This is a genomic window from Neoroseomonas terrae (assembly GCF_018129025.1).
GTDB classification, from domain to species: domain Bacteria; phylum Pseudomonadota; class Alphaproteobacteria; order Acetobacterales; family Acetobacteraceae; genus Neoroseomonas; species Neoroseomonas terrae.
In genome coordinates this window covers 227395-250353 of the sequence record NZ_JAAEDI010000004.1, presented here as the reverse complement: position 1 = coordinate 250353, position 22959 = coordinate 227395, and the positions used below count along the sequence as shown (strand labels likewise).

26 protein-coding genes and 1 tRNA gene are annotated in these 22959 nt (G+C 68.5%); 10 read left to right on the top strand and 17 right to left on the bottom strand.

Going from position 1 to position 22959, the window contains the following annotated elements; translation table 11 throughout:
* The 5 genes from GXW78_RS05150 to GXW78_RS05130 form a co-directional block, all read right to left on the bottom strand.
* On the bottom strand, positions 1–1438 hold a 1438-nt coding region (locus GXW78_RS05150; protein WP_211866645.1), incomplete at its 3' end, for a CoA-binding protein.
* Between the two features lie 134 nt (positions 1439–1572).
* Positions 1573–2445, bottom strand: coding sequence for an MBL fold metallo-hydrolase (locus GXW78_RS05145; RefSeq protein WP_211866644.1), 873 nt, complete (start codon positions 2443–2445; stop codon positions 1573–1575).
* 15 nt (positions 2446–2460) lie between these two features.
* Positions 2461–3669, bottom strand: coding sequence for an MFS transporter (locus GXW78_RS05140; protein WP_211866643.1), 1209 nt, complete (start codon positions 3667–3669; stop codon positions 2461–2463).
* A 93-nt stretch (positions 3670–3762) separates the two neighbouring features.
* Positions 3763–4542 carry an SDR family NAD(P)-dependent oxidoreductase gene (locus tag GXW78_RS05135; protein ID WP_211866642.1) on the bottom strand — a complete coding sequence of 260 codons (780 nt, stop codon included), beginning with the start codon at positions 4540–4542 and terminating at the stop codon, positions 3763–3765.
* 20 nt (positions 4543–4562) lie between these two features.
* Complete coding sequence (locus tag GXW78_RS05130; RefSeq protein WP_211866641.1) at positions 4563–4766, bottom strand: hypothetical protein; 204 nt, start codon at positions 4764–4766, stop codon at positions 4563–4565.
* 268 nt (positions 4767–5034) lie between these two features.
* On the opposite strand from GXW78_RS05130, the gene GXW78_RS05125 reads away from it, so the two are divergent.
* Both GXW78_RS05125 and GXW78_RS05120 read left to right on the top strand, forming a co-directional pair.
* Positions 5035–5730 (top strand): helix-turn-helix domain-containing protein, encoded by a 696-nt coding sequence (locus GXW78_RS05125; RefSeq protein ID WP_211866639.1) that lies wholly within the window; start codon positions 5035–5037, stop codon positions 5728–5730.
* A 126-nt stretch (positions 5731–5856) separates the two neighbouring features.
* Positions 5857–6222, top strand: a complete 366-nt coding sequence (locus tag GXW78_RS05120; protein WP_211866637.1) for a DUF4087 domain-containing protein — start codon at positions 5857–5859, stop codon at positions 6220–6222.
* 7 nt (positions 6223–6229) lie between these two features.
* On the opposite strand, the gene GXW78_RS05115 is transcribed toward GXW78_RS05120, so the two are convergent.
* Both GXW78_RS05115 and GXW78_RS05110 read right to left on the bottom strand, forming a co-directional pair.
* Positions 6230–7204, bottom strand: a complete 975-nt coding sequence (locus GXW78_RS05115) for a Bug family tripartite tricarboxylate transporter substrate binding protein (RefSeq protein ID WP_211866634.1) — start codon at positions 7202–7204, stop codon at positions 6230–6232.
* Positions 7205–7381: 177 nt separating this feature from the next.
* Positions 7382–8314, bottom strand: coding sequence for a right-handed parallel beta-helix repeat-containing protein (locus GXW78_RS05110; protein ID WP_211866632.1), 933 nt, complete (start codon positions 8312–8314; stop codon positions 7382–7384).
* 262 nt (positions 8315–8576) lie between these two features.
* On the opposite strand from GXW78_RS05110, the gene GXW78_RS05105 reads away from it, so the two are divergent.
* Positions 8577–9563: a Bug family tripartite tricarboxylate transporter substrate binding protein gene (locus GXW78_RS05105; protein WP_211866630.1), complete on the top strand. Its 987-nt coding sequence runs from the start codon at positions 8577–8579 to the stop codon at positions 9561–9563.
* Positions 9564–9685: 122 nt separating this feature from the next.
* Positions 9686–10654: a Bug family tripartite tricarboxylate transporter substrate binding protein gene (locus GXW78_RS05100; RefSeq protein WP_211866628.1), complete on the top strand. Its 969-nt coding sequence runs from the start codon at positions 9686–9688 to the stop codon at positions 10652–10654.
* Between the two features lie 334 nt (positions 10655–10988).
* Here GXW78_RS05100 and GXW78_RS05095 read toward each other — a convergent pair.
* The 6 genes from GXW78_RS05095 to GXW78_RS05070 all read right to left on the bottom strand — a co-directional run bounded on the left by GXW78_RS05095 (position 10989) and on the right by GXW78_RS05070 (position 15424).
* Positions 10989–11065 (bottom strand) — tRNA-Met (locus GXW78_RS05095).
* Positions 11066–11085: 20 nt separating this feature from the next.
* Positions 11086–12189: a tRNA 2-thiouridine(34) synthase MnmA gene (gene mnmA, locus GXW78_RS05090; RefSeq protein ID WP_211866626.1), complete on the bottom strand. Its 1104-nt coding sequence runs from the start codon at positions 12187–12189 to the stop codon at positions 11086–11088.
* Positions 12190–12213: 24 nt separating this feature from the next.
* Positions 12214–12933 carry a TenA family protein gene (locus GXW78_RS05085; RefSeq protein WP_338147688.1) on the bottom strand — a complete coding sequence of 240 codons (720 nt, stop codon included), beginning with the start codon at positions 12931–12933 and terminating at the stop codon, positions 12214–12216.
* A gap of 4 nt (positions 12934–12937) precedes the next feature.
* On the bottom strand, positions 12938–13267 hold the full coding sequence (locus tag GXW78_RS05080; protein ID WP_211866624.1) for a ferredoxin family 2Fe-2S iron-sulfur cluster binding protein: 330 nt from the start codon (positions 13265–13267) through the stop codon (positions 12938–12940).
* Between the two features lie 2 nt (positions 13268–13269).
* Positions 13270–14460: a cysteine desulfurase family protein gene (locus GXW78_RS05075; RefSeq protein ID WP_211866622.1), complete on the bottom strand. Its 1191-nt coding sequence runs from the start codon at positions 14458–14460 to the stop codon at positions 13270–13272.
* A gap of 292 nt (positions 14461–14752) precedes the next feature.
* Positions 14753–15424: a hypothetical protein gene (locus GXW78_RS05070; protein WP_211866620.1), complete on the bottom strand. Its 672-nt coding sequence runs from the start codon at positions 15422–15424 to the stop codon at positions 14753–14755.
* Here GXW78_RS05070 and GXW78_RS05065 point away from each other — a divergent pair.
* Positions 15336–15524 (top strand): hypothetical protein, encoded by a 189-nt coding sequence (locus GXW78_RS05065; RefSeq protein WP_211866697.1) that lies wholly within the window; start codon positions 15336–15338, stop codon positions 15522–15524. The genes GXW78_RS05070 and GXW78_RS05065 overlap by 89 nt on opposite strands.
* On the opposite strand, the gene GXW78_RS05060 is transcribed toward GXW78_RS05065, so the two are convergent.
* The gene (locus GXW78_RS05060; protein ID WP_211866618.1) at positions 15448–15639 is read right to left on the bottom strand and encodes a DUF1508 domain-containing protein; all 192 of its coding nucleotides are present in this window, start codon (positions 15637–15639) and stop codon (positions 15448–15450) included. The two genes, GXW78_RS05065 and GXW78_RS05060, sit on opposite strands and share 77 nt — an antisense overlap.
* Here GXW78_RS05060 and GXW78_RS05055 point away from each other — a divergent pair.
* Positions 15638–15862, top strand: a complete 225-nt coding sequence (locus tag GXW78_RS05055; RefSeq protein ID WP_211866616.1) for a hypothetical protein — start codon at positions 15638–15640, stop codon at positions 15860–15862. The genes GXW78_RS05060 and GXW78_RS05055 overlap by 2 nt on opposite strands.
* On the opposite strand, the gene GXW78_RS05050 is transcribed toward GXW78_RS05055, so the two are convergent.
* Complete coding sequence (locus tag GXW78_RS05050; protein WP_211866614.1) at positions 15859–16806, bottom strand: IS1595 family transposase; 948 nt, start codon at positions 16804–16806, stop codon at positions 15859–15861. The two genes, GXW78_RS05055 and GXW78_RS05050, sit on opposite strands and share 4 nt — an antisense overlap.
* 530 nt (positions 16807–17336) lie before the next feature.
* Here GXW78_RS05050 and GXW78_RS05045 point away from each other — a divergent pair.
* On the top strand, positions 17337–18305 hold the full coding sequence (locus tag GXW78_RS05045) for a 2-hydroxyacid dehydrogenase (RefSeq protein WP_211866612.1): 969 nt from the start codon (positions 17337–17339) through the stop codon (positions 18303–18305).
* 188 nt (positions 18306–18493) lie between these two features.
* Positions 18494–18832, top strand: a complete 339-nt coding sequence (locus GXW78_RS05040; RefSeq protein WP_211866610.1) for a hypothetical protein — start codon at positions 18494–18496, stop codon at positions 18830–18832.
* Positions 18833–18992: 160 nt separating this feature from the next.
* On the opposite strand, the gene GXW78_RS05035 is transcribed toward GXW78_RS05040, so the two are convergent.
* Both GXW78_RS05035 and GXW78_RS05030 read right to left on the bottom strand, forming a co-directional pair.
* Positions 18993–20072, bottom strand: coding sequence for a cysteine desulfurase family protein (locus GXW78_RS05035; protein WP_211866608.1), 1080 nt, complete (start codon positions 20070–20072; stop codon positions 18993–18995).
* Entirely contained in the window at positions 20069–20551 is a 483-nt protein-coding gene (locus GXW78_RS05030; protein ID WP_211866606.1) for an Rrf2 family transcriptional regulator, read from the bottom strand. Before GXW78_RS05030 ends, GXW78_RS05035 begins: the two co-directional genes overlap by 4 nt.
* A 390-nt stretch (positions 20552–20941) precedes the next feature.
* On the opposite strand from GXW78_RS05030, the gene GXW78_RS05025 reads away from it, so the two are divergent.
* Together GXW78_RS05025 and GXW78_RS05020 are read left to right on the top strand one after the other, a co-directional pair.
* Positions 20942–21610: an alpha/beta hydrolase gene (locus GXW78_RS05025; RefSeq protein ID WP_211866604.1), complete on the top strand. Its 669-nt coding sequence runs from the start codon at positions 20942–20944 to the stop codon at positions 21608–21610.
* Positions 21611–21995: 385 nt separating this feature from the next.
* Positions 21996–22958, top strand: coding sequence for a tripartite tricarboxylate transporter substrate binding protein (locus GXW78_RS05020; protein ID WP_211866602.1), 963 nt, complete (start codon positions 21996–21998; stop codon positions 22956–22958).
* Position 22959: the final 1 nt, after the last annotated feature.

Sequence of the window (22959 nt, the reverse complement as noted above, 5' to 3'; positions counted from 1 at the left end):
GGCCGCTGCGGGCCGGCCGCGCCGGTGCTGCCGCGTCGCGGCGCTCCCGCCCCGCCGCTTCGGCCTCCAGCGCGCGAAGCACGGCGACGGCATCCGCCATGCGGTCGTAGAAGGGAAGATCGGCCGCCCGCATGACGGCGCGGGAGGCATCGCCGACCGCGCCCGCCGTCATCAGATACAGCAGCGGCTTGCCGCCCGACTGCACCAGCGGCGGAAACAACCGCGTGCGCCCGGCCATGTCCGGCTGCGTCGTCATCGGCACCACGACGGCGCCGACATCAGGATCCGCCATGAAGGCGCGGATGCAGTCCGACAGCCCATCGCCGCTCGTGCCTTCGTTGAAGGACCCGGTATCGACCGGCAGCGCGATATGCGTCTCCGGCATCCAGCGGCCGAGCACGGCGCGCGTCGCCGCCGAGATCTGCGCGACGCGCAGCCCCGCGCTCGGCAGCATATCGGCGAAGGTCACTGTCGACCCGCCCGACGACGCGATGGGCGCGAGGCCCAGCCCCGCCGCCGGCAGTCGCGGCAGGCGGATCGCGGCATCGCAGGCGAGCACCATCGCCTGCGGGTCTTCCATCACAACGGCACCGGCCTCGCGGCACACGGCCTCGAAGGACGGGAAGGCCCCGGCGAGGCTCGCCGTATGCGACCGCGCCGCCTGCGCCCCGGCTTCGCTGCGCCCGGCCTTCACGATGAAGACCGGTTTGCGCGCCGCGCGCAGCAGTTCGCGGAACCTCGCCGGGTCGCGCAGCCCTTCGACGTACAGGCCGATGGCCTGCGTCGCCTCGTCCTGCACCAGGTAATCAAGGAAGTCCTCGAGCCCCAGATCGGCCTGGTTGCCCACCGAGATGCAGCGGCTGAACCGCGCCCCGTGATACCGCCCGAAGGACAGCAGCGTGCCCATCAGCGCGCCCGACTGACTGACCATCCCGATGCCGCCCGGCGCGTAGTCCTCCTCCTCCAACGCCAGCGACGATGACAGCATCGCGCGATCGACCGGGTTGAAGATGCCGAGGCAGTTCGGCCCGACCAGCCGCATTCCGGCCGCGCGCGCCGTCGCCAGCACACGGTCCTGCAGCGCGGCACCTTCCGGCCCCGCCTCCGCAAGCTTGCCGGTGATGACGATGCAGGCGCCGACGCCGGCCTTCGCGCAATCGGCGATCTGCGCTTCGAGATGCGCGACCGGCACGGCGAGGATCGCGACATCCGCCGCGACCGGCGCGGCGCTGACCCGCGGAAAGGCCGGCAGCCCGCGGATCGTCGCACGGTTCGGGTTGATCGGCAGGATCGTGCCGGGAAACCCGTGCTTCTGCAGATAATGGATGACGCGGCCGCCAAACTTGCCGACATCATCCGATGCGCCGACGACCGCCACCGATCGCGGCGCAACGATGCGCGCGACGGGCAAGGGTCGCCCGGCTTCAGTCTCCTCCATGCCCGTCTCCACCGCGGGTTATGCGGGAAGGCTAGAGCAGATCGCGACAGGGTCAATGATACGACCCGTTGAGGACGCGTGTTCGATGGCGGCGTCAGACGCCCCCGCGTCGTGGGATGCGCAATCCCGCGGCGTCAGCCCACCACGTCGGCGCGGAAGCCGGTTCCCCAGCGCGACACGCGCGCGCGGGCGGGCGACGGGAAATGCGCGAAACAGAGCAAGGTGCGCGCTTCGCAGGCACAGTCGAGCACGCGCCGCCGCGTCTTCGCCGCCAACGTCCCATCCCAATCCGCGCGCATCGAGAGTTCCGGGTAGCGCGCCTGGATCGGCGAATGGATCAGGTCGCCGGTGAACAGCATCTCGTGATCGCCACTGCCGACGCGCAGCGCGACATGATGCGGCGTGTGGCCCGGCGTGGGCTCCAGCCGGATCGCATCGGTGATCGCATGGTCGTCGGCGACCATCTCGGCGCGCCCGGCCTCCACGACCGGCAGCACGGAATCGGCGAAGATGGGCGAGGCGGCCTTGGCGTGCTCACCCTCCCAATACGCATACTCGGCCGCGGAGAAGACGTAGCGTGCGCGCGGGAAGGTCGGCACCCAGCGGCCGTTCTCCAGCCGCGTGTTCCAGCCGACATGATCCACATGCATGTGGCTGCACATCACGATGTCGATGTCATCCACCGTCAGGCCCAGCGCCGCCAGGCCGCGCATGTAGGAATCGCGCTTCAGCCGGTTCCAGAACGGGTGGTTCGGCCGGTCCTTGTCGTTGCCGACGCAGGTGTCGACCAGGATCGTGTGATGCTTCGTGCGCACCACCCAGGACTGGATGCAGAGGATCAGCTTGCCCGTCGCCGGATCGAGCGCGGCCGGCTCCATCCAGCCGCGGTTCTCCTCCAGCACATCCTTCGTCAGCGTCGGCAGGAAGGTCAGAGGGTCGAAGAGCGGCGTCTCCTCCTCGATGATGCGCTGGACGGTGACGTCGCCGAGGACGAAGCCCTGCGTCATGCCTGCCTCCCTTGCCTATCGCGCCTCATGCTCGCGCGGCGCGCGCAGCAGCACAATGCCGACGACGAGCGCCGGCAGCCCGGCGGCGGCGAAGCCGAGGCCATAGCTGCCCGTCGTCACCAGCGCCGCGGAATAAACCAGCGGCAGCAGCAGCCCGCCGAGCTGCCCGAAGGACAGCACGCCGCCGGTCGCCGCGCCACGCTGCCCTGCCGGCGCCAGCCGCGCCGCCTCCGACAGCAGGATGCCATGCCAGGACATCACCGTCGCACTCAGCACCGTCGCCACGACGCCGACCAGCACCAGCGGCCAATGCGCGCCGAGCAGCGCCATCGCCGCCGACCCGCCTGCCATGCCGAGCGCCAGCCAGCAGATCACCACCGCGGGATCGACGCGGCCGCTGCCGAGCCAGCCCCAGAACAGGCGCCCCGGCACGGCGATGATCATGGCGACGGAAAACACGAGCCCGGCCGCGGCGAGCCCATGGCCGAGTTCCGTCAGCGCCACGACGAAGTACGAGGTGAACACGGTCTGCAGCCCGTTGAAGGCGAAGCAGGCGAAGGACAGCCGCCGCAGGTCCGGCGCGCCAAGCACGCTCAGGATCGTGGTGTGGAAGTCCGACAGCCGGAAGGTCTGGGTCGGGACCCGGTCGGAATCGAATTCCTTGCGCAGCGGCTCCAGCATCGCGGCGAAGACGATGCAGGCCGCCGCGGCGATCAGCAGCGTGCCGCGCCACCCCGTTGCCCCGGTCAGCCACGGCCCGAGCAGCCCCACCGCGAGCAGCCCCGCCGGCACCGCCGTCTGCTTCACCGAGAAGACCAGCGGCGCCTGCTTCGGCGGCGAGTAGCGGCCGAGCAGATGCGAGCTCGCCGGCGTGGACATCGCCGCCGCCCCGCCGCCGATCACGCCCGAGACGAGAAACAGCAGCGCGTTCGGCCCCACCGTGCCGAGCGCAAGGCCGAGACCGAGCATCACCAGCGCCACCTGGCTCATCCGCATCGCGCCGTAGCGCAGGATGAAGCTGCCGCAGCCGAGTTGGAACAGCAGGGCCGACGCCGCGGCCGCGCTGACGTAGAAGCCGAGCCATGCCGGGTCCAGCGCGAGGTCCGCGAGAATCGCCGGCGCGATGATGGGCGGCAATTGGCGCCCGAAGGTGGCGAAGGTCTGCTGGAGGAACATCGCCGACAGGATGATCAGCAACAGCTTGGTGGATCGGTCGGCGGGCATCTCGCTCCGGCTCGTTCAACGCTTCCTGCCGGCGCCCCGGCGCCGCGCGACGACGATAGGCGCAGCCGGGCGATGCTGCGAGCCCCGGCGCCGCTACCGATTGCGTCGTTCCGCCCGTAGCGTCGACAGGCCGATCCCGGCCGCATCGAAGCCGCCATCCACCGCGATCACCTGGCCCGTCAGATAGGAAGCGCGCTCACTGCACAGGAAGACGACGGCGTCGGCCAGTTCCTCCTCGCGCCCATAGCGGTTCAACGGAATGGCATCGTGGTAGTCGCGGCGGATCTCGGCTGTGTGCACCGCCTTGGCCATCGCCGTATCGACCGGACCCGGCGCGACGGCGTTCACGCGGATGCCGAGCGCGGCAAGCTCGACCGCCTGTTGCTTCGTCAGATGCGCGAGCGCGGCCTTGGACGTGCCGTAGGCGACCCGCAAGGTCGAGGCGCGGAGGCCCGAGATGGAAGTGATGTTCACCACCGCCCCGCCGCCGTTCTCCGCCATGATCGGGGCCGCCGCCTGGGTCGCGAGGAACGGCCCCGTCAGGTTCACCGCCATCACGCGGGACCATTCCTCGGGCGTCGTCTCCAGGATCGGCTTGAAGACCGCGATGCCGGCATTGTTCACCAGCGCATCGAGCCGGCCGAACCGCGCCGCCGCGCCCTGTACCGCCCCGCGGATGGCGGCAGCGTCGGATACGTCGCAGATCAGGGCGAGCGTCGCCTCCGGCTCCGCGATTGCGGCCGCGGCGGCGTCGAGCAGCGCGCCGTCGATGTCGAGCAAGACGACACGCCACCCCTCGGCGAGGAAGCGCCGCGCGGTAGCCAGACCGATGCCGCGCGCCGCGCCGGTGACGAGGGCGACCTTGGCCGTCATGGCGCCGCGGCGCCCGGGCCTCAGTGTCGAGGGGCGGCCGAGAGCAGCGCCGTCACCGCATGGAGAAGCCGCACCGCCTCCTCCTGTCCCGCCTCATGGGCAGCAGCAAGGATCTGCTCGATGGCCTGCGCCGCGGCGCCGATCGGGTCTTGCGGCGGTCGGTGCGAAACTTCGTTTCCTGACGAGAAGCTGTTGAGCGCAGCAAGATCCACAACGTGGTTCATGATCGATCCCCTTGGAAACTCGGCGACATCGGCCGCGAATCCCCCGATCCCGGCTGATCGCGGAACTGCTACGCTGAAGTCGCGTAGAATTCACACCGACGTTAGCGAGTTCCGAATCAGCGGGGAAAGGTTGCATCGTAAATGCAGCGTTAATTCAGAGCGCCCTGTGGTGGCGAAGCATCACTTGGCACGGGTCGTTTCCTGACATCGCATGATCTGTCCTGTGCCGGCATAGTTGCGACACCATCATCGAATCGGACACGAACCGATGGCCTCCGCCGCGCCGACGCCCACCGAATGCCGCGCCAGGCGCGAAGCGTTGGGCCTGTCCCTGGATCAGGCAACGCGCCGGGCCGGGCTGACGCCGCAGGCGCTGCTGCGCTTCGAATCTGGGGAGGGCGGCCTGACCGACGGGCAGCTCGCGGCGCTCGCCCGCGCCCTTGCGGCATCCCCCGCGACGGCGAGGCCGGCATCCGGCCGCGCGATGCTCGACCTCGGTCCCGTCGGCACGGTGCTGCTCGTCCTGGGTGGCGCGATCCCGGCCGCGATGGCGGCGGTGACCGCCGTCGACGCGGCCCGCTTCCTGCGGTCGGAAGTAGCGGTCGCCGACGTGGTGGGGTTCGAGCGCCGGACCCGCATCGCGGAGCCCGAGCGCGGCGAGCGCTACACCTACGAGACGCTTGCGCCCCTACTGCGCTTCCGCACCTCGGACGGCGCCGAGGTTACCATTGCCTGGCGGGACATGCTGCCCGGCGATCCGGAGCTCGCCGAAGGCGCCCGCATCCGACTGGTGTATCCGCGCGATGCGCCGGAACTGGCGGCGGCCTCCTATGCCGAGGTGTTCCTCAAACCGTTGGTCTGCCTCGCCCTCAGCTTGCCGCTGCTGGCGATCGCCGCGGTGTCCTGGGGGCATTGGCGCCGACGGCGTGGCGGCGGCCCTGACATCGGCGCCGCAGCCAGCTAGAGCAAATCGCGTTCAGATGGAATCATCAGAACGCGCGAGAATGCGCGCCAGACAGAAGGCTGGAGCAGGCAGCGTGAGCGCAAGCGAACGCCGCGTGCTTCAGGTAGGCCGCCGGAGGGTTCCACCATGCGCCACGCCGTCATCGCCACCATCCTTGGCTGCCTCTGGGCGGGCGGCGCTGCCGCGGCGCCGGAACGCCGCTGCGGCTGGCTCGCCAATCCCTCCCCCGCCAATTGGTGGCTGCGCGACCGGGATGGGGAATGGGTGCTGTCCGTGCAGGGCGTGGGGCGGGAACCAGTGCCGGGGCTGGACTCCCTGCCGGACATGACGACGCTCGGCTGGGTCGAGACGAACGGCCCGCACGGCTACGGCTGCGCCTGCCTCATACTCGACACGGCGCCGGGCGGGCGCGTGGTCCGCATCCTGTCGGGCGAACCGCTGCCGATGCAGCGCTGCCGCGCGGACCGGACCCTGCCGCCGCCGCCGGGCTGAGCCAGCCTTACCCGAAGCTGATGCCGGTATCGCGGATCAGTTGCCGCAGCATCGCGCGCTCGCGCGTCAACCGCTCGGTCAGCTTCGCAGAATCCGCCGGCATCGGCGTGGTGCCGGAGGCCGTAAGCCGTGCGCGGACCTCCTGGTCCGCCGTCGCGTGGGCGACCGCGGCTTCAAGGCGCGCCCGAACGGGCTCGGGCGTGCCCGAACGACAGAACAGCGCGTTCCAGCTCGTCAGATCGAATCCGGGGAAGCCGCTCTCGGCGATGGTCGGGATGCCTTCGATGCCGCCCCGCCGTTCGCCGCTGGTCAGCGCGATCGCCACAGCGCGCCCTGCCTCGAGCGCCGGCTTGATCGAACTGCTGCCGAGATAGCCCGACGGCAGCGTGCCGGCCGAGAGATCGCGCGCAACGTCGGCGCCGCCGCGATAGGGAACGTGCTCCATCGGAATGCCTGACCGGAAGGACAGCAGCGCCCCGGCGAGGTGCCCGACATTCCCCACCCCCGGCGTGCCATAGGGCATGCCGCCCTGCACCTTGCGCGCCGCGTCCAGATAGCCGGGAAAATCCCGGATGCCCGACTGGGCACTGACGGCGAGGACGTAGGGAAGCTCCCCGACCAGCGCGACCGGCGCGAACGCCGTCTCGTAGTCGAAGGGCAGGTCGCGGTTGGCGAATTGCGCGATCAGGAAGGACGCGGCATCGAACAGCAGCGTGTAGCCGTCGGCCGGCGCGGCGGCGACGACGCCGGCCGCCAGCGCGCCGCCGGCGCCCGTGCGGTTTTCGATCACGATGGTGGCGCCGCCGAGGAACTCCGACATGCGCGGCTGGATCAGGCGCATCATCGTGTCGGAATTGCCGCCGGGCGCATACGGGACGAGCACGCGGATCGGCCGGCTCGGATAGGTCTGGGCCAGCGCGGGCGCCGCCAGCGGCATGGTCGCAACCAGGCCGAGACTCAGGATGCTTCGACGGTTCGGCATTCTCTTGTTCCTCCCTCCGCGGCAATGGCGATCTCTGTCGGCCCGGGCGCGCAGGGAATGGAGTCTGCGCCGCATGACGCGCCGCTGACCAGCCCTGTCGAACGCCGACAGGCTCGGAGGCTGTTTGCGAATGGGCCGTTCAGCGTGTTCCCCGCCTCCGGCAGGCGCCGAAACCCGTCAGGGGCGCGCCGTTACGCGGCCATCGCCGTTCAGTGGCCGCACGGAAGCCGGGATGCGGTTGCGGATCAGCCTCGCCGCGGTCCCGGTCCGGTTGGTGACGAAGGTCGTCGCGTACCCGCCTTCGAGAATGAAACTGTTGCCCTCGATCAGGATCTCCGGCGTTGGCCGATTGACGCCTTCCGCCCCGATGGTGATGGCGGTGGACCGGTTCTGGGAGTGCGGTCCCTTGCGCATCCGATTGCCGCGGATGACGACGGCGCCCCCATTCGGAATGTCGATGAGGTAACTGGCGGTCCCGTCCGGTCCGTCGTCGATCTCGTTGCCGAGTATCTCGGTGCGCCAGGCGCGCGACTTGATGTGGTGCCCCTGCCGCGTGCCAATGAAGCGCGAGCGCTCAACGCGAAGCAGGCCGATGTTTCCGGCATAGATGCCGTGGGCACAATCGCGCTCGCAGCTCCCGTTGCCGATGAACTCACTGTCGCGCACGACCAGCCACGCGGTGCGCTCCTGACCCGTCAGGATACCGTTCTCATTACCGAGGAAGCGGAGGTTCTCGACGGTGAGGCCGGCGCCTTCGGCGCGGATGCCGGCACCATTGGCATCCGGCACCCGCGCGCCGGACAGCGTCAGGTTCCGCACCGTCACGTCGTTTCCGGTGATGATGAAGATCCCCTTACCCTGGCAGCTCCGCTCCGTGACGATGGTGGTCGCGGCGTTCTCGCCCTCGATGACGATCCGGTTGCTGCGCCACACCGCGCAGTTCCTGTAGGTGCCAGCGGCGATGCGGATGATGTCGCCATCGGCCGCGGCGGCCGCGGCATCGGATGGCTGCGCAAAGGCGCGGCCCGGCCCCACTTCGAGCACGCGCGCCGCGCCGGGCTCGATGCCGGTCAGAAGCCACAGGCCGACGGCAAGGACAGCGCTTCGCATTGCCGCACTCCCCAGCGAAACGATTCCGGAACGTTATGTCACGGCTCCGCCCCCGGCAAGCGGCTCAAGGCTCGCGTGGTGGCGCCTGGCATCTCGGCTGACGGAGGCTGGGTAACGGTTCCGCCTGGGAATATCGACGCCGAGGGGACGCGCGGCTGGGGAATGTGTGCTTGCCTATCCTGCGCGCGATTTCCTCGGACAGGTCGCAGGGCATGATGCCGATGCCGCAGGGAACAGGACGCCAAAGGGGAACGATCCAGTCATGAAGAGCACGAAGCCAGCCATCACACTGAAGCGGAGGAACCTGGTCCTGGCAGGGTTCGGCGCAGGCATTGCCGCACCGGCGCTGGCGCAGACGGGATTCCCCAATCGGTCTCTGCGCATCATTGTCCCGTTCGGTCCCGGCGGATCGGGCGACATCTCGGCGCGGCTCTGCGCGCAATACATCGAGACGACGGCCGGCCAGCCCGTGGTCGTTGAGAACCGGCCCGGCGCCAACGGCGTGATCGGCACCATGGCGGTGAAGGCAGCACCGGCGGACGGCTATACCCTCCTGCTGTGCACCACGAGCACCCATGCGGCAAATCCGAGCCTCATCCGGAACCTGCCCTACGACCCGACCACGGATTTCGACGTTGTCGGCATGTTCGGCTCGGCTGGCAGCTACTTCCTCGTCAGGTCCGAATCTCCCTTGCAGAGCATTCCGGCATTGGTCGCGGCAGCGCGCGCGCAGCCTGGCCGATACAGCTTCGGGCATTTCAACACCGCGTCCCGCATGCCCGCCGAGATCCTGAGCAAGGCGGCCGATATCCAGCTGCTGGGCGTGCCGTACCGTGTCGTCGGGACGGCCATGAGCGACCTGCTTGCGGGACGGATCGATTTCGTCGTGCAGGAGACCTCGGCTGCCGACAGCTACCTCAAGAACAACCAGGTTCGCGCACTGGCGGTGACCCGCGCACAGCGCTGGGACAGGCATCCCGACCTGCCTTCCATCGCCGAGTTCTATCCCGATGCAGCGCTGCCCGGACTGCTTGGAATCGCCGTGCCGAAGGGGACGCCGATGCTGGTCATGCAGCGGCTGAACGAGTTCGCGGTTGGGGCGCTCAACTCCAGCCCGATGCGCGAAAGGCTGGAGGAATTCGGCCACACCATCGGCCGCTACAACCTCGAGGATTGCGCCACCTTTGCGCGCGACCTGCGTGCACGCTACGCGCGCTACATCGCCATGGCGGGGATCGAGCCCGAGTAACGCAGGAAACCTCCCACGGTGCCCGGCAGTCGTCGGCAGGCAGCCCACCGGTGCAGGCGCCGATATTGCGGCTTTCCGGGCTGGAGGGCACGTTACCGGCAACGAAACCAATCGAGGAAACCATGCTGCGCCGGATTGCCGCCATTCTCGCCGCGGGGCTGCTCGCCCTGCCGGCTGCCGCTCAGGACTGGATCCCGGACCGGCCGGTCAGGATCATCGTCCCCTTCCCGCCGGGTGGATCGAGCGACCTGGTCGCACGTATCTTCGCCGACCGCGCCAGCCGCAGTTCCCCGCATCCCTGGGTGGTCGAGAACCGCTCGGGGGCGAACGGGAACATCGGGATGGAGGCCGTGGCGCGCAGCGCACCGGATGGCTACACGCTCGGCCAGTGCACCATCGGCAACTGCGCGATCAACGCCGCCATCTACGCCCGAATGCCCTACGACATCGAACGCGACCTGGTGCCCGTCTTCTGGAGCGGCAGCGTCATGAATGCGCTGGCCATCCACCCTTCCATTCCTGTGACCACCCTCCAGGAATTCATCGTGTGGGCACGCGCAAACCAGGGGCGGGTGAACTACGGGTCCTCGGGCTTCGGCTCCTCGAACCACCTCACGCCCGAATTCCTGAACGGCCGGCTCGGGCTGGGGCTGGTGCACGTGCCCTTCCGCGGCGGCGCGCCGGCGCTGCAGGCGCTGCTGGCGAATCAGGTCCAGGTGATGATCGAGAACGTCCCGACCAAGATCCAGGCGATCCGCGCGGGTCAGATCCGAGCCATCGCGGTCACGGGCCGCGAGCGCGATCCTGCGCTGCCCGACGTGCCGACCTTCGCCGAAGCCGGTGTCCCCGACATCGTGGTCGAACCCTGGTTCGGGTTCATGGCTCCCCGAGGCACGCCGGCGAACGCGGTCAACGGGCTCAATCGCATCCTGAATGAGGCCAATGCCGACCCCGAGGTACAGCGCCGCCTGCGCGATCTTGGCGTGCGGCCGGAAGGCGGCTCGCCGGAACGCTTCGCCGACCACGTCCGCGCCGAGGTCGCCCGCTGGCGGGAGGTGGTGGAGCGGAACGGCATCGAGCGGCTGAACTGACGGCAGGCAACGGGCGGAGAGATCGGCTTGTCTCTCCCCCGTCCGGAGTACGGCAGGGCCGAAAGCCGCCTCCGATGCGGACCGGCGGGTTCTCGTCTCTGGGAATGGCGCGCAGCCGTGTCGGCACGCGAAAGCGCTGGTGGGCCGACTACCGCTGCGACTGGGCAGTGCACCAAGTGGTGGGAAGCGCCGGCCGACCTTTAGGCGCGGGTTGTGGCGGCGCAGGGCCTCTGAGGAAAAACGACCCGGACCGGGCTTGCCTGAAAGTGCTCCCGCACGGCCGCAAGGGTCCCTGAGTGAGGAACGAGGAAGCGCAGAGTTCAGGGAACTTCGATGGTAGCGGCGAGCGGACTTGAACCGCTGACCCCGGCATTATGAGTGCCGTGCTCTAACCAGCTGAGCTACGCCGCCATCGAAGTGAGGGCCGCGAGTTAGGCCGCGGCCCGCGCCCTGTCAACCGTCCCCGCGACACGCAGGAACCCGCCGCCGAGAACACGGTCCTCATCATACATCACGCAGGCCTGCCCGGGGGCGACGATTCCCGGCACATCGAGCGTCACGCGCGCCAAGCCCGCATCGGCATCCCACGCCACCACAGCGTCGCGCGGCACTTCCCGCGCGCGCAGCTTCACGGTGCAGCGGCGTGGCGCGTCCGGGGGGTCGACCAGCCAGTTTACCTCTCCAAGCGTCGCCTCGGCCGATTCCAGCGCGCCACGGGGCGCCAGCACCACTCGCCGCCGCCCGGCATCGACGCCCGCGACGTACAGCCTCTCATCGCCATCCCAGGAGGCGTTGCCGAGGCCCCTGCCCTGCCCGACCGTGTACCGCGCGATGCCGGCATGGCTGCCAAGCACGCGGCCATCGGCATGAACGACCTCACCCGGCGCGACGGCGTCGGGGCGCAGCTTCGCCACCAGCGAATCGTAGCGGCCCTCGGGGACGAAGCAGATGTCCTGGCTGTCCGGCTTGTCCGCGACCGCGAGGCCGAGCCGCGCCGCCACGGCGCGCACCGCTGCCTTGTCCGGATACCCGCCCAGGGGGAAGCGTGCGAAGCCGAGCTGTTCGCGAGTTGTCGCCGCCAGGAAGTAGGACTGGTCCCGCGCCGGGTCGGCCGCCCGGTGCAACTCCGCGCCGTCGGCCCCTTCCACGCGGCGGGCGTAGTGGCCCGTCGCCAGGGCCTCGCAGCCCAGGTCGCGGGCGAGCGCCACCAGGTCGCGGAACTTCACCGTCTGATTGCAACGGATGCAGGGGATCGGCGTTTCGCCGCGGGCATAGGTGTCGGCGAAGTCGCCGATCACCTCGCGCCGGAACACCTGCTCGCGGTCCAGCACGTAGTGCGGGATGCCGAGCCGGTCCGCGACGTCGCGTGCGTCATGGATGTCCTGCCCGGCACAGCAGGCGCCCTTCTTTTTCGCCGCCGCGCCGTGGTCATAGAGCTGCAGCGTCGCGCCAACCACCTCGTGGCCCTGCTCGGCCAGCAGCCCGGCGACCACCGAGGAATCGACACCCCCGGACATGGCGACGAGGATCCTCATCGCCGGCACGGCATGGCGCCGCCCCTAGCCATTGCCGACGATGCCGCCGCCGGCATCCAGCCCCTGCTGCCAGAAGCGCTGCTCCAGCCGCGCGGCCTCGGCGAAATCGGCGGCGAGCTTCGCGAAGCGCGCCTCCCCGCCATGGCTCTCGCCCAGCGCATCGATCCGCGCGGCGGCGGCGCGGGCCATCGCCTGGTAATCCGTTGCGCCATAGGTGTTGATCCATGACTGATAGACATTCCCGGCCACCTTGCGCGCCGGGTCGGCGAGGATGCGCAGCGCGACCTCCCCATACCCCACCGTGCAGGGGATCAGCGCGATCTCAAGGTCCAGGATGTCGCCATGCAGCCCCCGATCGAGCACCCAGCGGGTGTAGGAGACAGTCTCGGCGCTTTCCGGGGTCGCGATCACATCGGCCTCGGACAGGCCCCATTCCGCGCAGTACTTCAGGTGGAGCTTCGTCTCGTCCAGGATGGCCAGCACGGCGGCGGCCTTGTCGCGCATGGCCTGGATGCTCTCGCCCTTCACAACGGCGAGCGCCTTGGCGCGGGCGAAATGAATCAGGAACAGGTAGTCCTGGATCAGGTAGGTCTGGAAGCCCTTCAGCGACAGCGACCCGTCCGACAGGGCGCGCACGAAGGGATGCCACGTGTAGCCTGCCCAATCCGCCCCCGCGGCGGCGCGCAGCCGACGGAAGAGGCCACCCTCCGCACCGAAATCCGTCTCCCAGCGCGGCACGGACACGCCCTCAGCCCCCCGCGTTGCGGCTGCCGGCGGGCAGCTTCACGACGAGACCGTCGAGCTTGTCGGTCATGATGAGCTGGCAGCCGAGACGCGACGTCTCCTGCAGATCGAAGGCGAGGTCGAGCATGTCCTCCTCGTCCTCGGTCGGTGCCGCCAGCTTGCCGAACCAATCGGGGTCCACGACGACATGGCAGGTGGAACAGGCGAGCGAGCCCTCGCACGCGCCTTCGATATCGACATCGTGGCGGTGCGCGATCTCAAGCACGGACAGCCCGAGCGGCGCATCCACTTCCTTGCGCGTCCCGTCTCGCAATACGAAGACCATCTTCGGCATGTCTACTCCGCCGCCCTGCTCATGTCGGAAATCGCCCGTCGCCAGCCTTCCGCGAGCATCGCGGCGGCCTGCTGCACATCGGCGGGCGAGGTAAAGCGTCCGATGCCGATCCGCAAGGTGGCGCGGGCCCGGGGATCGTCCAGGCCAATGGCCTGGAGAACGTAGGAAGGCTCGACCTCCGCCGAGGAACAGGCGGAGCCGGTCGAGACGCAGACCCCCGGCGCGGCCGCCATGATCGCCTGGGCAGGCACGCCGCCAGGGAACGCGATGTTGAGGTTGCCGGTCACGCGCGGCGCATCCGCCGCGTTCTGCACGACGCCGGGCACGGCGGCGGTGAGCGCCGCGAGGAACAGGTCGCGCTGGCCGGCGATGCGGCCGGCATCGAGCAGCCCTTCGGTGGCCGCGATACGCGCCGCCTCCCCCAAGCCGACGACCAGCGGGGCCGGCAGGGTGCCCGAGCGCAGGCCCCGTTCCTGCCCACCGCCGGAGAACAGCGGCGCGATCCGCACCCGCGGCCGGCGGCGGACATAGAGCGCGCCGATGCCCTTCGGCCCGTACATCTTGTGCGCCGAGAGCGACAGCAGGTCGGCCCTGATCTCCTCGACATCCAGCGGGATGCGCCCGGCTGCCTGCGCGGCGTCGGTGTGGAACAGCGCGCCGGCTTCCTTCGCGATGGCGCCGATCGTGGCGAGATCCTGGATCACGCCGATCTCGTTGTTCACCGCCATAACGGAGACGAGCAGCGTTCCGTCATCGACCGCCGTGCGCAGCACGGCGGGGTCCAGCAGGCCGCTTGCGCCGACCGGCAGGAACACCGGCTCGAAGCCTTCCTCGGCCAGCGCCCTCACGCTTTCGAGGACGCATTTGTGCTCGGTCGCGACAGTGACGATGCGGCGGCGGCCGCTGCCCTGCGCCGCGGCGAAGCGCGCGGCGCCCTTGATGGCGAGGTTGTTCGCCTCGGTCGCGCCGGAGGTCAGCACGATCTCCTTCGCGTCGGCGCCGATGAGGTCCGCGACGTGGCTGCGGGCATTTTCGACGGCTTCCTCAGCCGCGCGGCCCATGGCGTGCTCGACGCTGCCGGGGTTGGCGAAGTTCTGCTCCCACCAGGGGCGCATCGCCGCCAGGACGCGCGGATCGACCGGGGTCGTCGCGTGGCAGTCGAGGTAGATCGGGCGGTTCGGCGGGACGGTCATGGCGGCAAGATGGGCCGGGATGGCTGGGAGCGGGAGGGCAACCGGAAGTTGAAGAACCTGCCAAAAGCGTCGGCTTTGGACAAATGGCAGGCGGAACAGTGTACCGCACGCGCCTTGGGCGACGCGGCGGCCTGCCACATCAGGTGATGGTGCACGGGCTGCAACTCACACGGCTTGGCATCATGGGCTACCCCTCCGGCCACCCGCGGCTTATAATAGGAATTATTACCCAATTATCCCTTTGACAAAGTAGAGGCCGATTCCTATGTCTGGCGAGCGTGACAGGCCGGCATCAGCGCTTTTGCAGCGCTCCCTTAACGAGCGATTCTCGCGCCTTTTTTCCTCGCTTCAGTGGGAGGCCGACCGAGCGCGTTCGGTCGTGCGGGAAGATTTCGTAAAGGGTCATGAACTCGTAGAGCGCCATTCCGCTCTCATAGATCAGCGCCGCTTCTTGCTCGATTTCCTCGACGGTCACCGGCTTTAATTCTACTCGAAGGCTGCCGCGCGCCGCCTCACGGAGGCTTAGTATCTGCCCGGTATCTGGATTCTGCACGAATGAGTTGTGGACGATGGCGTTCCGGCGCCGCGCTGCCTCGCCAATAACATCCAGCAGGGCATCAACTTCGTGAACCAAACTCGGGCTGACTGCATTGATTTCCATGAGTGAGCGAGCGATCTGATCCCTCAGCGGGGCGCTCATGTGAGCGCTTAATGCTATGGCCTCAATTTCGTCGATTTGAAGTAGGCCGCCGATGAGGGTCTGTACGATCGCCTCAGTCCGCGCAGAGGCGGCGACAACGAGACCTACTGCCCGCAGCAATTCAGGTGGTAGGTTGCGAGGGTCAAAATCATAGATGATTGGTGGTTCAGCGGACATGAGCACTCCCGAGGATGACGCCGATCGCCGCGACGCCGCGTTGAAACGAATGCTGGCGACGCCGAAGCGGCCATCGGCGGCACGCAAGGCACACGCGAAGAAGCCTATTTCTATTTCGAAAAGAACACTTGATGATCAGAAGAATTCTGAACGAGCCGAACCGCGTGGAGGCAATCGTCGTATTTAACGTAGCTTTCGCTGCTCCTTGCGATTTCTTCGCCGTTCTTGGCGTAGTATATCCAGTACCACCCGCCGCTTTGATCTTTCTTTAACCAATAACAAGGGTAGGTAACGTCGGCCATGGTCCTGTATTCCTTGCTTTCTTTCGGCTTTACGTTCCAGCACAACGGAAAGGAGCACGCGTTTCACGTGCTCGCTAAATCCCAAGGCGAGGCCATTCAAAAAGTGCGCGCGATGGCTGGCGCCGATTTTGTGGGGATTCTCACTCATGAGGCAAATTCAATTATTTGCCCTGCCTTCGCTGCCAGCGAAGAAACCAACGAGCCATCTGCCTCGGCGTCTTAGGCGACACCAATCCGCCGATAGGTCAGACGCTTGCCGGTGATGCCGAGCAAGACAAGGCGGGCGCGGGCATTGTCGTCCACGCCAAGGCGAACGCGGTTGTTATAGCGGAATGCAAATTCGTTGATGTAGCGCTGGAAGTGCTGCTCTCCACAGTGCTGATACACGCCGCGCATGCCGCGCTTGAGGATGCCGAAGAAGCCTTCAACCGAGTTGGTGGTGACGTCGCCGCGGGCATACTCTCCGGCGGAGTGCTGCACTGTCTCATGCGCGGCAAACTCGGCGCCGACCTTAGGATAGAGGCGGCTTTCGTCAGTGTGCAGGCGGCTGGCGCGATCCGCGTTGCGCACCAGCGCGTCGCGAATGTTTTCACCGGTCACGACCGGCATGTGCATCGCGCGGACTTCGCCGCCGCGCTCGACCAGCGCGACGATGGGGCGCTTCTGCTTGGAGATATCGCGCTTGAGATACGGGCGGCCCTTGCGGCTGCTGCTCGGAACCGGGGTTTCAACCTTGCCGAGGTATGCTTCATCGGCCTCGATAACCTTGCCCTCGCCGCCAATCGGGCCGGGGTTCTGATCCGTCATCGCCTCGCGAATGCGGTGCGCCATGAACCACGCCGTCTTGTACGTGACGCCGAGCATGCGGTGCAGCTGATGGGCGCTGATGCCCTTCTTGCTGGCCGACATGAGATGCGTCGCCAGAACCCACTTGTTCAGGGGCACATGGCTGCGCTCGAAAACCGTGCCGACCGTAACCGAGAACTGGCGGCGGCAGGCGCGGCACTCAAGCAAACCGGGGCGATGCGCCTCACCGGCAAGACGGGTCGCCTCGCCGATTACACCGCAGTGCGGGCAAACCGGGCCGTTCGGCCAGCGCAGCCGTTCCAGATGCGCGCGGGCTGCGGCTTCATCGGTGTAGATCGGTGCGGTCAGGTCGGTTGCCATGACCATTGACATACCGAAACCGCCCTTCCTTTGTCAAAGGGATAATTGGGAATTATTACTCAAGACAAGCGATGGCTGCGGCGTCGCAGGGCTTACGAGCTCGGGCAGGTCCCAAAATAGGTCGCCGTGAATGGGGTGGGATCGTTGCGCCATTAGCCGCCTTCGAGCCAAGCACGATCGCCGCCGATTCCAGGCTAGTCCGCCGAATAGGTGACTGCCTCGATCTTGTTGCCGTCCGGATCCCGCACGAAAGCTCCGTAGTAGTGGGGATCATATTGAGGGCGCAGGCCGGGTGCACCGTCGCTGTGCCCGCCATGCACCAACGCGGCTTCATCGCCTTCCTGCGAACCTTTCGATCGCTGTGACGTTATGATTTTGCCCCGGACCCCCTTTCGGGGCGTGCTGACTTCAACCTCGCCCGCTGCTCAGGTTGCAGCGGGCGCTTTTTCTGCCGGAGCGCCAAGCCGCCCGCCCGCTTGCCCGGTTTCCCGCGCCGCGTATCGTGGCCGGGCAACCCCAGGAAGCATCGCATGGCGCCCCGCATACTCATGATGGACAGCCCGCTGTCCGACATTCCGACCGCGCGGGAAATCGCGCCGGCCGAGATGGAGCTCGTCATCGCCCCCTTCGGCAGCGACGCCTTCAAGGCGGCGCTGGGCGAAGCGGAATACCTGGTGGGCTTCGGGAACCGCGCGATCGATGCGGGCTTCTACGCGGCGGCGCCGAAGCTGAAGCTGTTCCAGCTCCTCTCGGCCGGCTACGACACGGTGGACATCGAGGCCGCGCGCGGCGCCGGCATTCCCGTCTGCAACAATGGCGGGGCGAATTCCACGGCGGTGTCCGAGCACGCGATCATGCTGATGATGGCGACCTGCCGGCGCCTCGTCTGGCAGCATGAGAGCGTCGTCAGCGGCCGCTGGCGCGGCAACAACCCAGGCTCGGTGAAGCTGTTCGAGCTGCGCGACAAGGTGCTTGGCATCGTCGGGCTCGGGGCGATCGGGCGGAAGGTCGCGCGGCTGGCCAACGCCTTCGGCATGCGCGTGCAGTACTACGACATCAAGCGCGTCTCGGAGGCCGAGGAGGACGCGCTTTCCGTCCGGTTCCGGCTGCTGAACGAGGTGCTGCGGACCTCCGACATCGTTTCCCTGCACGTGCCGCTGACGCCCGCGTCGAAGCACATGATCGGCGCGGCGGAACTCGCGCTGATGAAGAACACGGCCTTCCTGGTGAATACCTGCCGCGGGCCGGTCATCGACGAGAAGGCCCTGATCGCCGCGCTGGACGGCGGGGTGATCGCCGGCGCCGGCCTCGATGTGTTCGACCAGGAGCCGCCGCCGGCCGACAATCCGCTGTTCAAGATGCAGAATGTCGTGCTGACGCCGCACTATGCGGGCCCGACCTGGGACAACCAGCCGGCGCGGTTCCGCAACGCCTTCGACAACTGCCAGCGCGTCGCGCGGGGCGAGGCGCCGCTCTGGGTCATTCCGGAACTGCAGTAGCGCCACGGCAGGGGTGCCGCGATACGCCGCGGCACTCTCCGTTGCGATTCGTTCGCAATTACTCTAATGGTTGCGCATCCCTATCGGGATGAACGCCATGTCCGGCCGGACATTGCGCTTGGAACGCATCTGCAAGGCAACGCACCGCGGTGGTGTCCGGCGAAAGGCATTTGAGAATGGCACGGAGAATGACGGCTCTGGTCGCGGCGCTGGGTGGGACCCTGCTGCTGCAGGGCTGCGCCACCAGGCAGGGCTTCGAGGCCCGAATGGGCCAGTATGTCGGCAAGCCGGAGGCAGACCTCGTCGCCGCCCTCGGCGTACCGGTCCGCAGCTTCAACGTCGGGAACCGCAGCTTCCTCCAGTACGAGCGCCGGTTCGTCACGGCGGATGCCGGCCCCGGTTGGGGCTGGGCCGGCGGCGTCAGTGTCCAGACCTGGGATTGCGACACGACCTTCGAGGTCGTTGGCGGGCGGGTGGCAAGCTTTACCAGTCGCGGCAACGACTGCATCGCCAGCGCCCCCCGATAGCCCTGGCGGGCCCTGCTTCCGCACGATGCGCCAAGCGCCGACACCGGGCCGGTGAGCAAGGACGAGATCAACAACCCGACCTTGCGCACCGACAGGATGGTCGCCGCGGTCCCGCTGGAAGGCAGGCGGGAGAGAGAGCCTGCTCTCCCCCGCATCGCCATCATGCGGCCCGCGGCCTGACCCGATCGCGCATGCGCCGCCACGCCTCAATGAAGCGCGGCGCCGCATCATCCGGCGTGTTCCACGGCAGCGACACGCGGATGGCACAGCCGGCATCCGCGCCGAGGCCCATCGCTGCCAGCACATGCGACGCAGCGACCTTCCCGGAGGAACAGGCCGAGCCGGCGGAGACGCGGACGCCCGCGAGATCCAGGGCGATCACCTGCGTCTCGGCCGGCACGCCAGGCAGCAGGATCGACGTCGTGTTGGGCAGCCGCGGCGCCAGCCGGCCGGGGAACAGCGCCTCCCCGGCAAGGGCCGCCTCGATGGCGTCGCGGATTGGCGCCAGGCGGGCCGCGGTTGGCTCGGTCGCCGCCTCCGCGGCGGCGGCAAAGCCGGCAATAGCCGGCAGGGGCTCAGTGCCACCGCGCCGGCCCCGTTCCTGGCCACCCCCCGCGATCAGAGGGGCGACGTCGAGGCCCGGGCGCAGCAGCAGCGCCCCCGCCCCTTTGGGGCCGCCAAGCTTATGGCCGGACAGCGCGATGCTGTCCGCGCCGGCCGGCAGCGCCACGCGGCCGGCCGCCTGCACGGCATCGACATGGAGCAGCGCGCCATGGCGCCGGCAGATCTCGGCCGCCGCCTCGATCGGGTGGAGGACGCCGGTCTCGTTGTTCGCGGCCATCAGGCAAACCAGCGCCGGTCCACCGGCGGCGAGCGTGGCGTCGAGCGCGCCGAGGTCGATGGTCCCGTCCGGCCGGACCGGCAGCAGCGCGGCGTCGGGAGCGGCGCGCAGCACGGCGGGATGCTCCGTGGCGCCGGCCAGGATGCGGCGGTCGCCGGCGAGGCCGCGGATCGCCAGCGCATTCGCCTCGGTGCCGCCGGCGGTGAAGACGACGTCCTGCGGACGGGCACCGAAGCGCTTGGCGAGGCTGCCGCGTGCATCCTCCAGCGCGCGCCGCGCGGCACGGCCCTCGGCATGGACCGAAGAAGGGTTGCCCGGCAGGTCGAGTGCCCCGAGGACGGCCGCCCGTGCGTCCGGCCGCAGAGGCTCGGTCGCGTTGGCGTCGAGCGCGAGGCTCATCGCGGGTCGGTCGCGGCCGCCTCGCGACCGGCGGGCGGGCGGGCGCGGCCGGTTACGCAGCCATCCACAACGTCGGCCAACGTCATGGCGCCGAGGAACAGCCTGATCTGGTCGCCGAGTTCCGCCCAGAGGTCGTGCGTCAGGCAGCGCAGTCCGCCGAGGCAGCCGGGGCCGCCATCCTCGCAGCGGGTCGCGATGATGGGTTCATCGGCGGCGTCCAGGATCTCGGCGATGGGGATGGCGCATGCCCGACGGGCGAGGCGGTAGCCGCCGCCGGGGCCGCGGGCGGAGGCGACGAGGCCGGCGCGCCGGAGACGGCCGAATAATTGTTCCAGATAAGCAACAGACAAATGCTGCGCAGCAGCAATATCGGTGAGAGTAACGGGCTTCCCGTCGATGCAGCCTTCAGAACGGCCCTCGCGTGCGGCCATTTCAACGAGGGCCATGACGGCATATCGTCCGCGGGTGGACAGGCGCATGACCTACTCCGCTCTCCTCGCAACCCTGATCCGACACACACACATGGGCACAGTATGGCGATTCTGTTATGCGATCGCCGACCCGTTCCCATATAGTGCGGCAGCCCTGGGACACGGGGACCTCCCCCAGGGCACTATGGAACGCAGCCAGTTTGTCGATGCCGCAGGTTCGCGCGTTGCGGGCCAGGAACCGGATCGACGCTAGATATTCCGACCGTCGCAGTCAACAATTCCGGCGGCGTAAGGCGTTTCATGGCCGGCGTCCACCCCCCGGCGCCATCGTGCGGGGTCCCCCAAACTGCGGCAGGTCGCCGCCCAATCCGGCCCAGGCCCCGTCGGGGGCGGGCGAGATGGCACGGCCTGCGGCAAGCGCATTGGACTGAACACACGATGCCCGAGGTCATGTTCGCCGGGCCGGATGGCCGGCTCGAGGGACGATACCATCACTCGAAACGGCCCAATGCCCCGGTCGCGCTGATCCTTCATCCCCACCCGCTACACGGCGGGACCATGAACAACCGGGTCAGCTACAGCCTCTACCAGCGCTTCCAGGCGATGGGCTTTTCCGTCCTCCGCTTCAACTACCGCGGCGTCGGGCGCAGCCAGGGCCGCTATGATGGCGGGATCGGGGAAGTGTCGGATGCCTGTTCGGGGCTCGACTTCCTCCAGGCGGTGAACCCCAACGCCTCGATGCTCTGGGTGGCCGGCTATTCCTTCGGCGCCTATGTCGGCATGCAGGTGCTGATGCGGCGCCCCGAGATGGGCGGCTTCATCTCCATCAGCGCGCCGGCCTCGCACTACGATTTCGGCTTCCTCGCCCCCTGCCCCTGCAACGGGCTGATCTTCCACGGCGCGGATGACGAGCTGGTGCCGGAGCCGTCGGTGCGGAAGCTGGTGGACAAGCTGAACACCCAGAAGGGTATCACGATCGACTACCGCGTGATGCCGGGTGCCGGGCATGTCTACACGCCGGACCAGACGGACAAGGTCGTGGACGCCGCCGAGGACCACGTCATGGGCGTGCTGAACCGCGGCCGCATGGCGATCGCCGCCGACTGACAACCTGGCCGCACTGCATTTTCGATCCGATGCGGGGCCATCGGGTCGGGGGTAGTGGCTATTCGAAGGGCCGCCGGGATGCCGGCGGCCTTTCGCATGTTCGGAGCCTGCCCTCGGCCGGGCCGGCCACCGCTCGGGAAACCTCTGTCAGAAGCCTGCGCCGGCGGCGCTGACGCGGCTGCGATATATATCGCATTCGTAATATTCCGAGACATGCACGTTGTACGGTCGCGTCCGTAGCGCGTTTCCGCACCAGGCCCGGGCTTTGCATCTCGCGCCGGTGGACTGGGTTGGTACCGCCGGTCCCACATCGCTTCCCCCTTCCGGTCCGGCCCGCGCGCGTGCATCGTTACGACAACGATAATCGTCCTGGGGAGACGACCGCATGACCACCAGCCGCCGTGGGCTGATCGCCGCTGCCCTCGCTACGCCTGCCCTGGCACACGCCCAGCCGGGCGAATGGCGGCCCGACCGGCAGATCACGATGATCGTCGCCTTTGCCGCCGGGGGCGGCACCGACACGGCGGCGCGCACCATCGCCCGCTTCATGGAACGCGACCTCGGCCAGCCGGTGGTGGTGCTCAACAGGCCTGGCGCGGGGGGCGAGATCGGGTTCAGCGAGCTCGCCCGCGCGCGGCCCGACGGCTACACGATCGGCTTCATCAACACGCCGACCATCGTGACCATCCCGATCGAGCGTCCGGCCCGCTTCAAGCTGGACGACTTCGCGCTGATCGCGAACATCGTGGACGATCCGGGCGGGCTGTGGGTGCTGAAGGACAGCCCGATCCGCGATTTTGCGGGCCTGCTGACCGCGGCGCGTGAACGGCCGGCATCCATCGGGTACGGCACCACGGGCATCGGCTCGGATGATCACCTGGCCATCCTCGCGATCGAGCGCGCGACCAACACGCGCTTCCTGCACATCCCCTTCGCCGGCTCGGCGCAGGTCAAGCAGAACCTGCTCTCCCGCGCGATCCCGCTCGCCGTCATGAACATGGCCGAGGGCATCGCCGAGTGGCGCCAGGACGTTCTGCGCCCGCTCGCCCAGATGGGCGCCACGCGCTGGGAGGTCGCGGCCGAGGTGCCAACGCTGCGCGACCTTGGGATCGACGTGGTGGAAGGGTCGATGCGCGGCATGGCGGCACCCGCCGGCGTGCCGCCGGACGTGATGGCGCGCCTCGCCCAGGCGCTGCGCCGCACGGTGGACGACCCGGAGTTCCAGCGCCTAGCCGTGCAGCAGAGCTTGCCTCTGCGCTTCCTTGGCCCCGAAGCCTATCGCGCCGAACTTGTCGCGTTGCGCGACCGCTATCAGGCGCTGTGGAACCGGCATCCCTGGAAGGATTGAG

Bases quoted from the DNA above. Each gene is read 5' to 3' on its own strand.
- GXW78_RS05075 (WP_211866622.1), bottom strand. From the start codon at position 14,460: ATGACCGTCCCGCCGAACCGCCCGATCTACCTCGACTGCCACGCGACG.
- GXW78_RS05045 (WP_211866612.1), top strand. From the start codon at position 17,337: ATGGCGCCCCGCATACTCATGATGGACAGCCCGCTGTCCGACATTCCG.
- GXW78_RS05125 (WP_211866639.1), top strand. From the start codon at position 5,035: ATGGCCTCCGCCGCGCCGACGCCCACCGAATGCCGCGCCAGGCGCGAA.
- mnmA (WP_211866626.1), bottom strand. From the start codon at position 12,189: ATGAGGATCCTCGTCGCCATGTCCGGGGGTGTCGATTCCTCGGTGGTC.
- GXW78_RS05105 (WP_211866630.1), top strand. From the start codon at position 8,577: ATGAAGAGCACGAAGCCAGCCATCACACTGAAGCGGAGGAACCTGGTC.
- GXW78_RS05135 (WP_211866642.1), bottom strand. From the start codon at position 4,542: ATGACGGCCAAGGTCGCCCTCGTCACCGGCGCGGCGCGCGGCATCGGT.
- GXW78_RS05110 (WP_211866632.1), bottom strand. From the start codon at position 8,314: ATGCGAAGCGCTGTCCTTGCCGTCGGCCTGTGGCTTCTGACCGGCATC.
- GXW78_RS05145 (WP_211866644.1), bottom strand. From the start codon at position 2,445: ATGACGCAGGGCTTCGTCCTCGGCGACGTCACCGTCCAGCGCATCATC.
- GXW78_RS05115 (WP_211866634.1), bottom strand. From the start codon at position 7,204: ATGCCGAACCGTCGAAGCATCCTGAGTCTCGGCCTGGTTGCGACCATG.
- GXW78_RS05040 (WP_211866610.1), top strand. From the start codon at position 18,494: ATGACGGCTCTGGTCGCGGCGCTGGGTGGGACCCTGCTGCTGCAGGGC.
- GXW78_RS05050 (WP_211866614.1), bottom strand. From the start codon at position 16,806: ATGGCAACCGACCTGACCGCACCGATCTACACCGATGAAGCCGCAGCC.
- GXW78_RS05055 (WP_211866616.1), top strand. From the start codon at position 15,638: ATGGTCCTGTATTCCTTGCTTTCTTTCGGCTTTACGTTCCAGCACAAC.
- GXW78_RS05025 (WP_211866604.1), top strand. From the start codon at position 20,942: ATGCCCGAGGTCATGTTCGCCGGGCCGGATGGCCGGCTCGAGGGACGA.
- GXW78_RS05100 (WP_211866628.1), top strand. From the start codon at position 9,686: ATGCTGCGCCGGATTGCCGCCATTCTCGCCGCGGGGCTGCTCGCCCTG.
- GXW78_RS05120 (WP_211866637.1), top strand. From the start codon at position 5,857: ATGCGCCACGCCGTCATCGCCACCATCCTTGGCTGCCTCTGGGCGGGC.
- GXW78_RS05130 (WP_211866641.1), bottom strand. From the start codon at position 4,766: ATGAACCACGTTGTGGATCTTGCTGCGCTCAACAGCTTCTCGTCAGGA.
- GXW78_RS05035 (WP_211866608.1), bottom strand. From the start codon at position 20,072: ATGAGCCTCGCGCTCGACGCCAACGCGACCGAGCCTCTGCGGCCGGAC.
- GXW78_RS05065 (WP_211866697.1), top strand. From the start codon at position 15,336: ATGAGCACTCCCGAGGATGACGCCGATCGCCGCGACGCCGCGTTGAAA.
- GXW78_RS05060 (WP_211866618.1), bottom strand. From the start codon at position 15,639: ATGGCCGACGTTACCTACCCTTGTTATTGGTTAAAGAAAGATCAAAGC.
- GXW78_RS05140 (WP_211866643.1), bottom strand. From the start codon at position 3,669: ATGCCCGCCGACCGATCCACCAAGCTGTTGCTGATCATCCTGTCGGCG.
- GXW78_RS05080 (WP_211866624.1), bottom strand. From the start codon at position 13,267: ATGCCGAAGATGGTCTTCGTATTGCGAGACGGGACGCGCAAGGAAGTG.
- GXW78_RS05030 (WP_211866606.1), bottom strand. From the start codon at position 20,551: ATGCGCCTGTCCACCCGCGGACGATATGCCGTCATGGCCCTCGTTGAA.
- GXW78_RS05020 (WP_211866602.1), top strand. From the start codon at position 21,996: ATGACCACCAGCCGCCGTGGGCTGATCGCCGCTGCCCTCGCTACGCCT.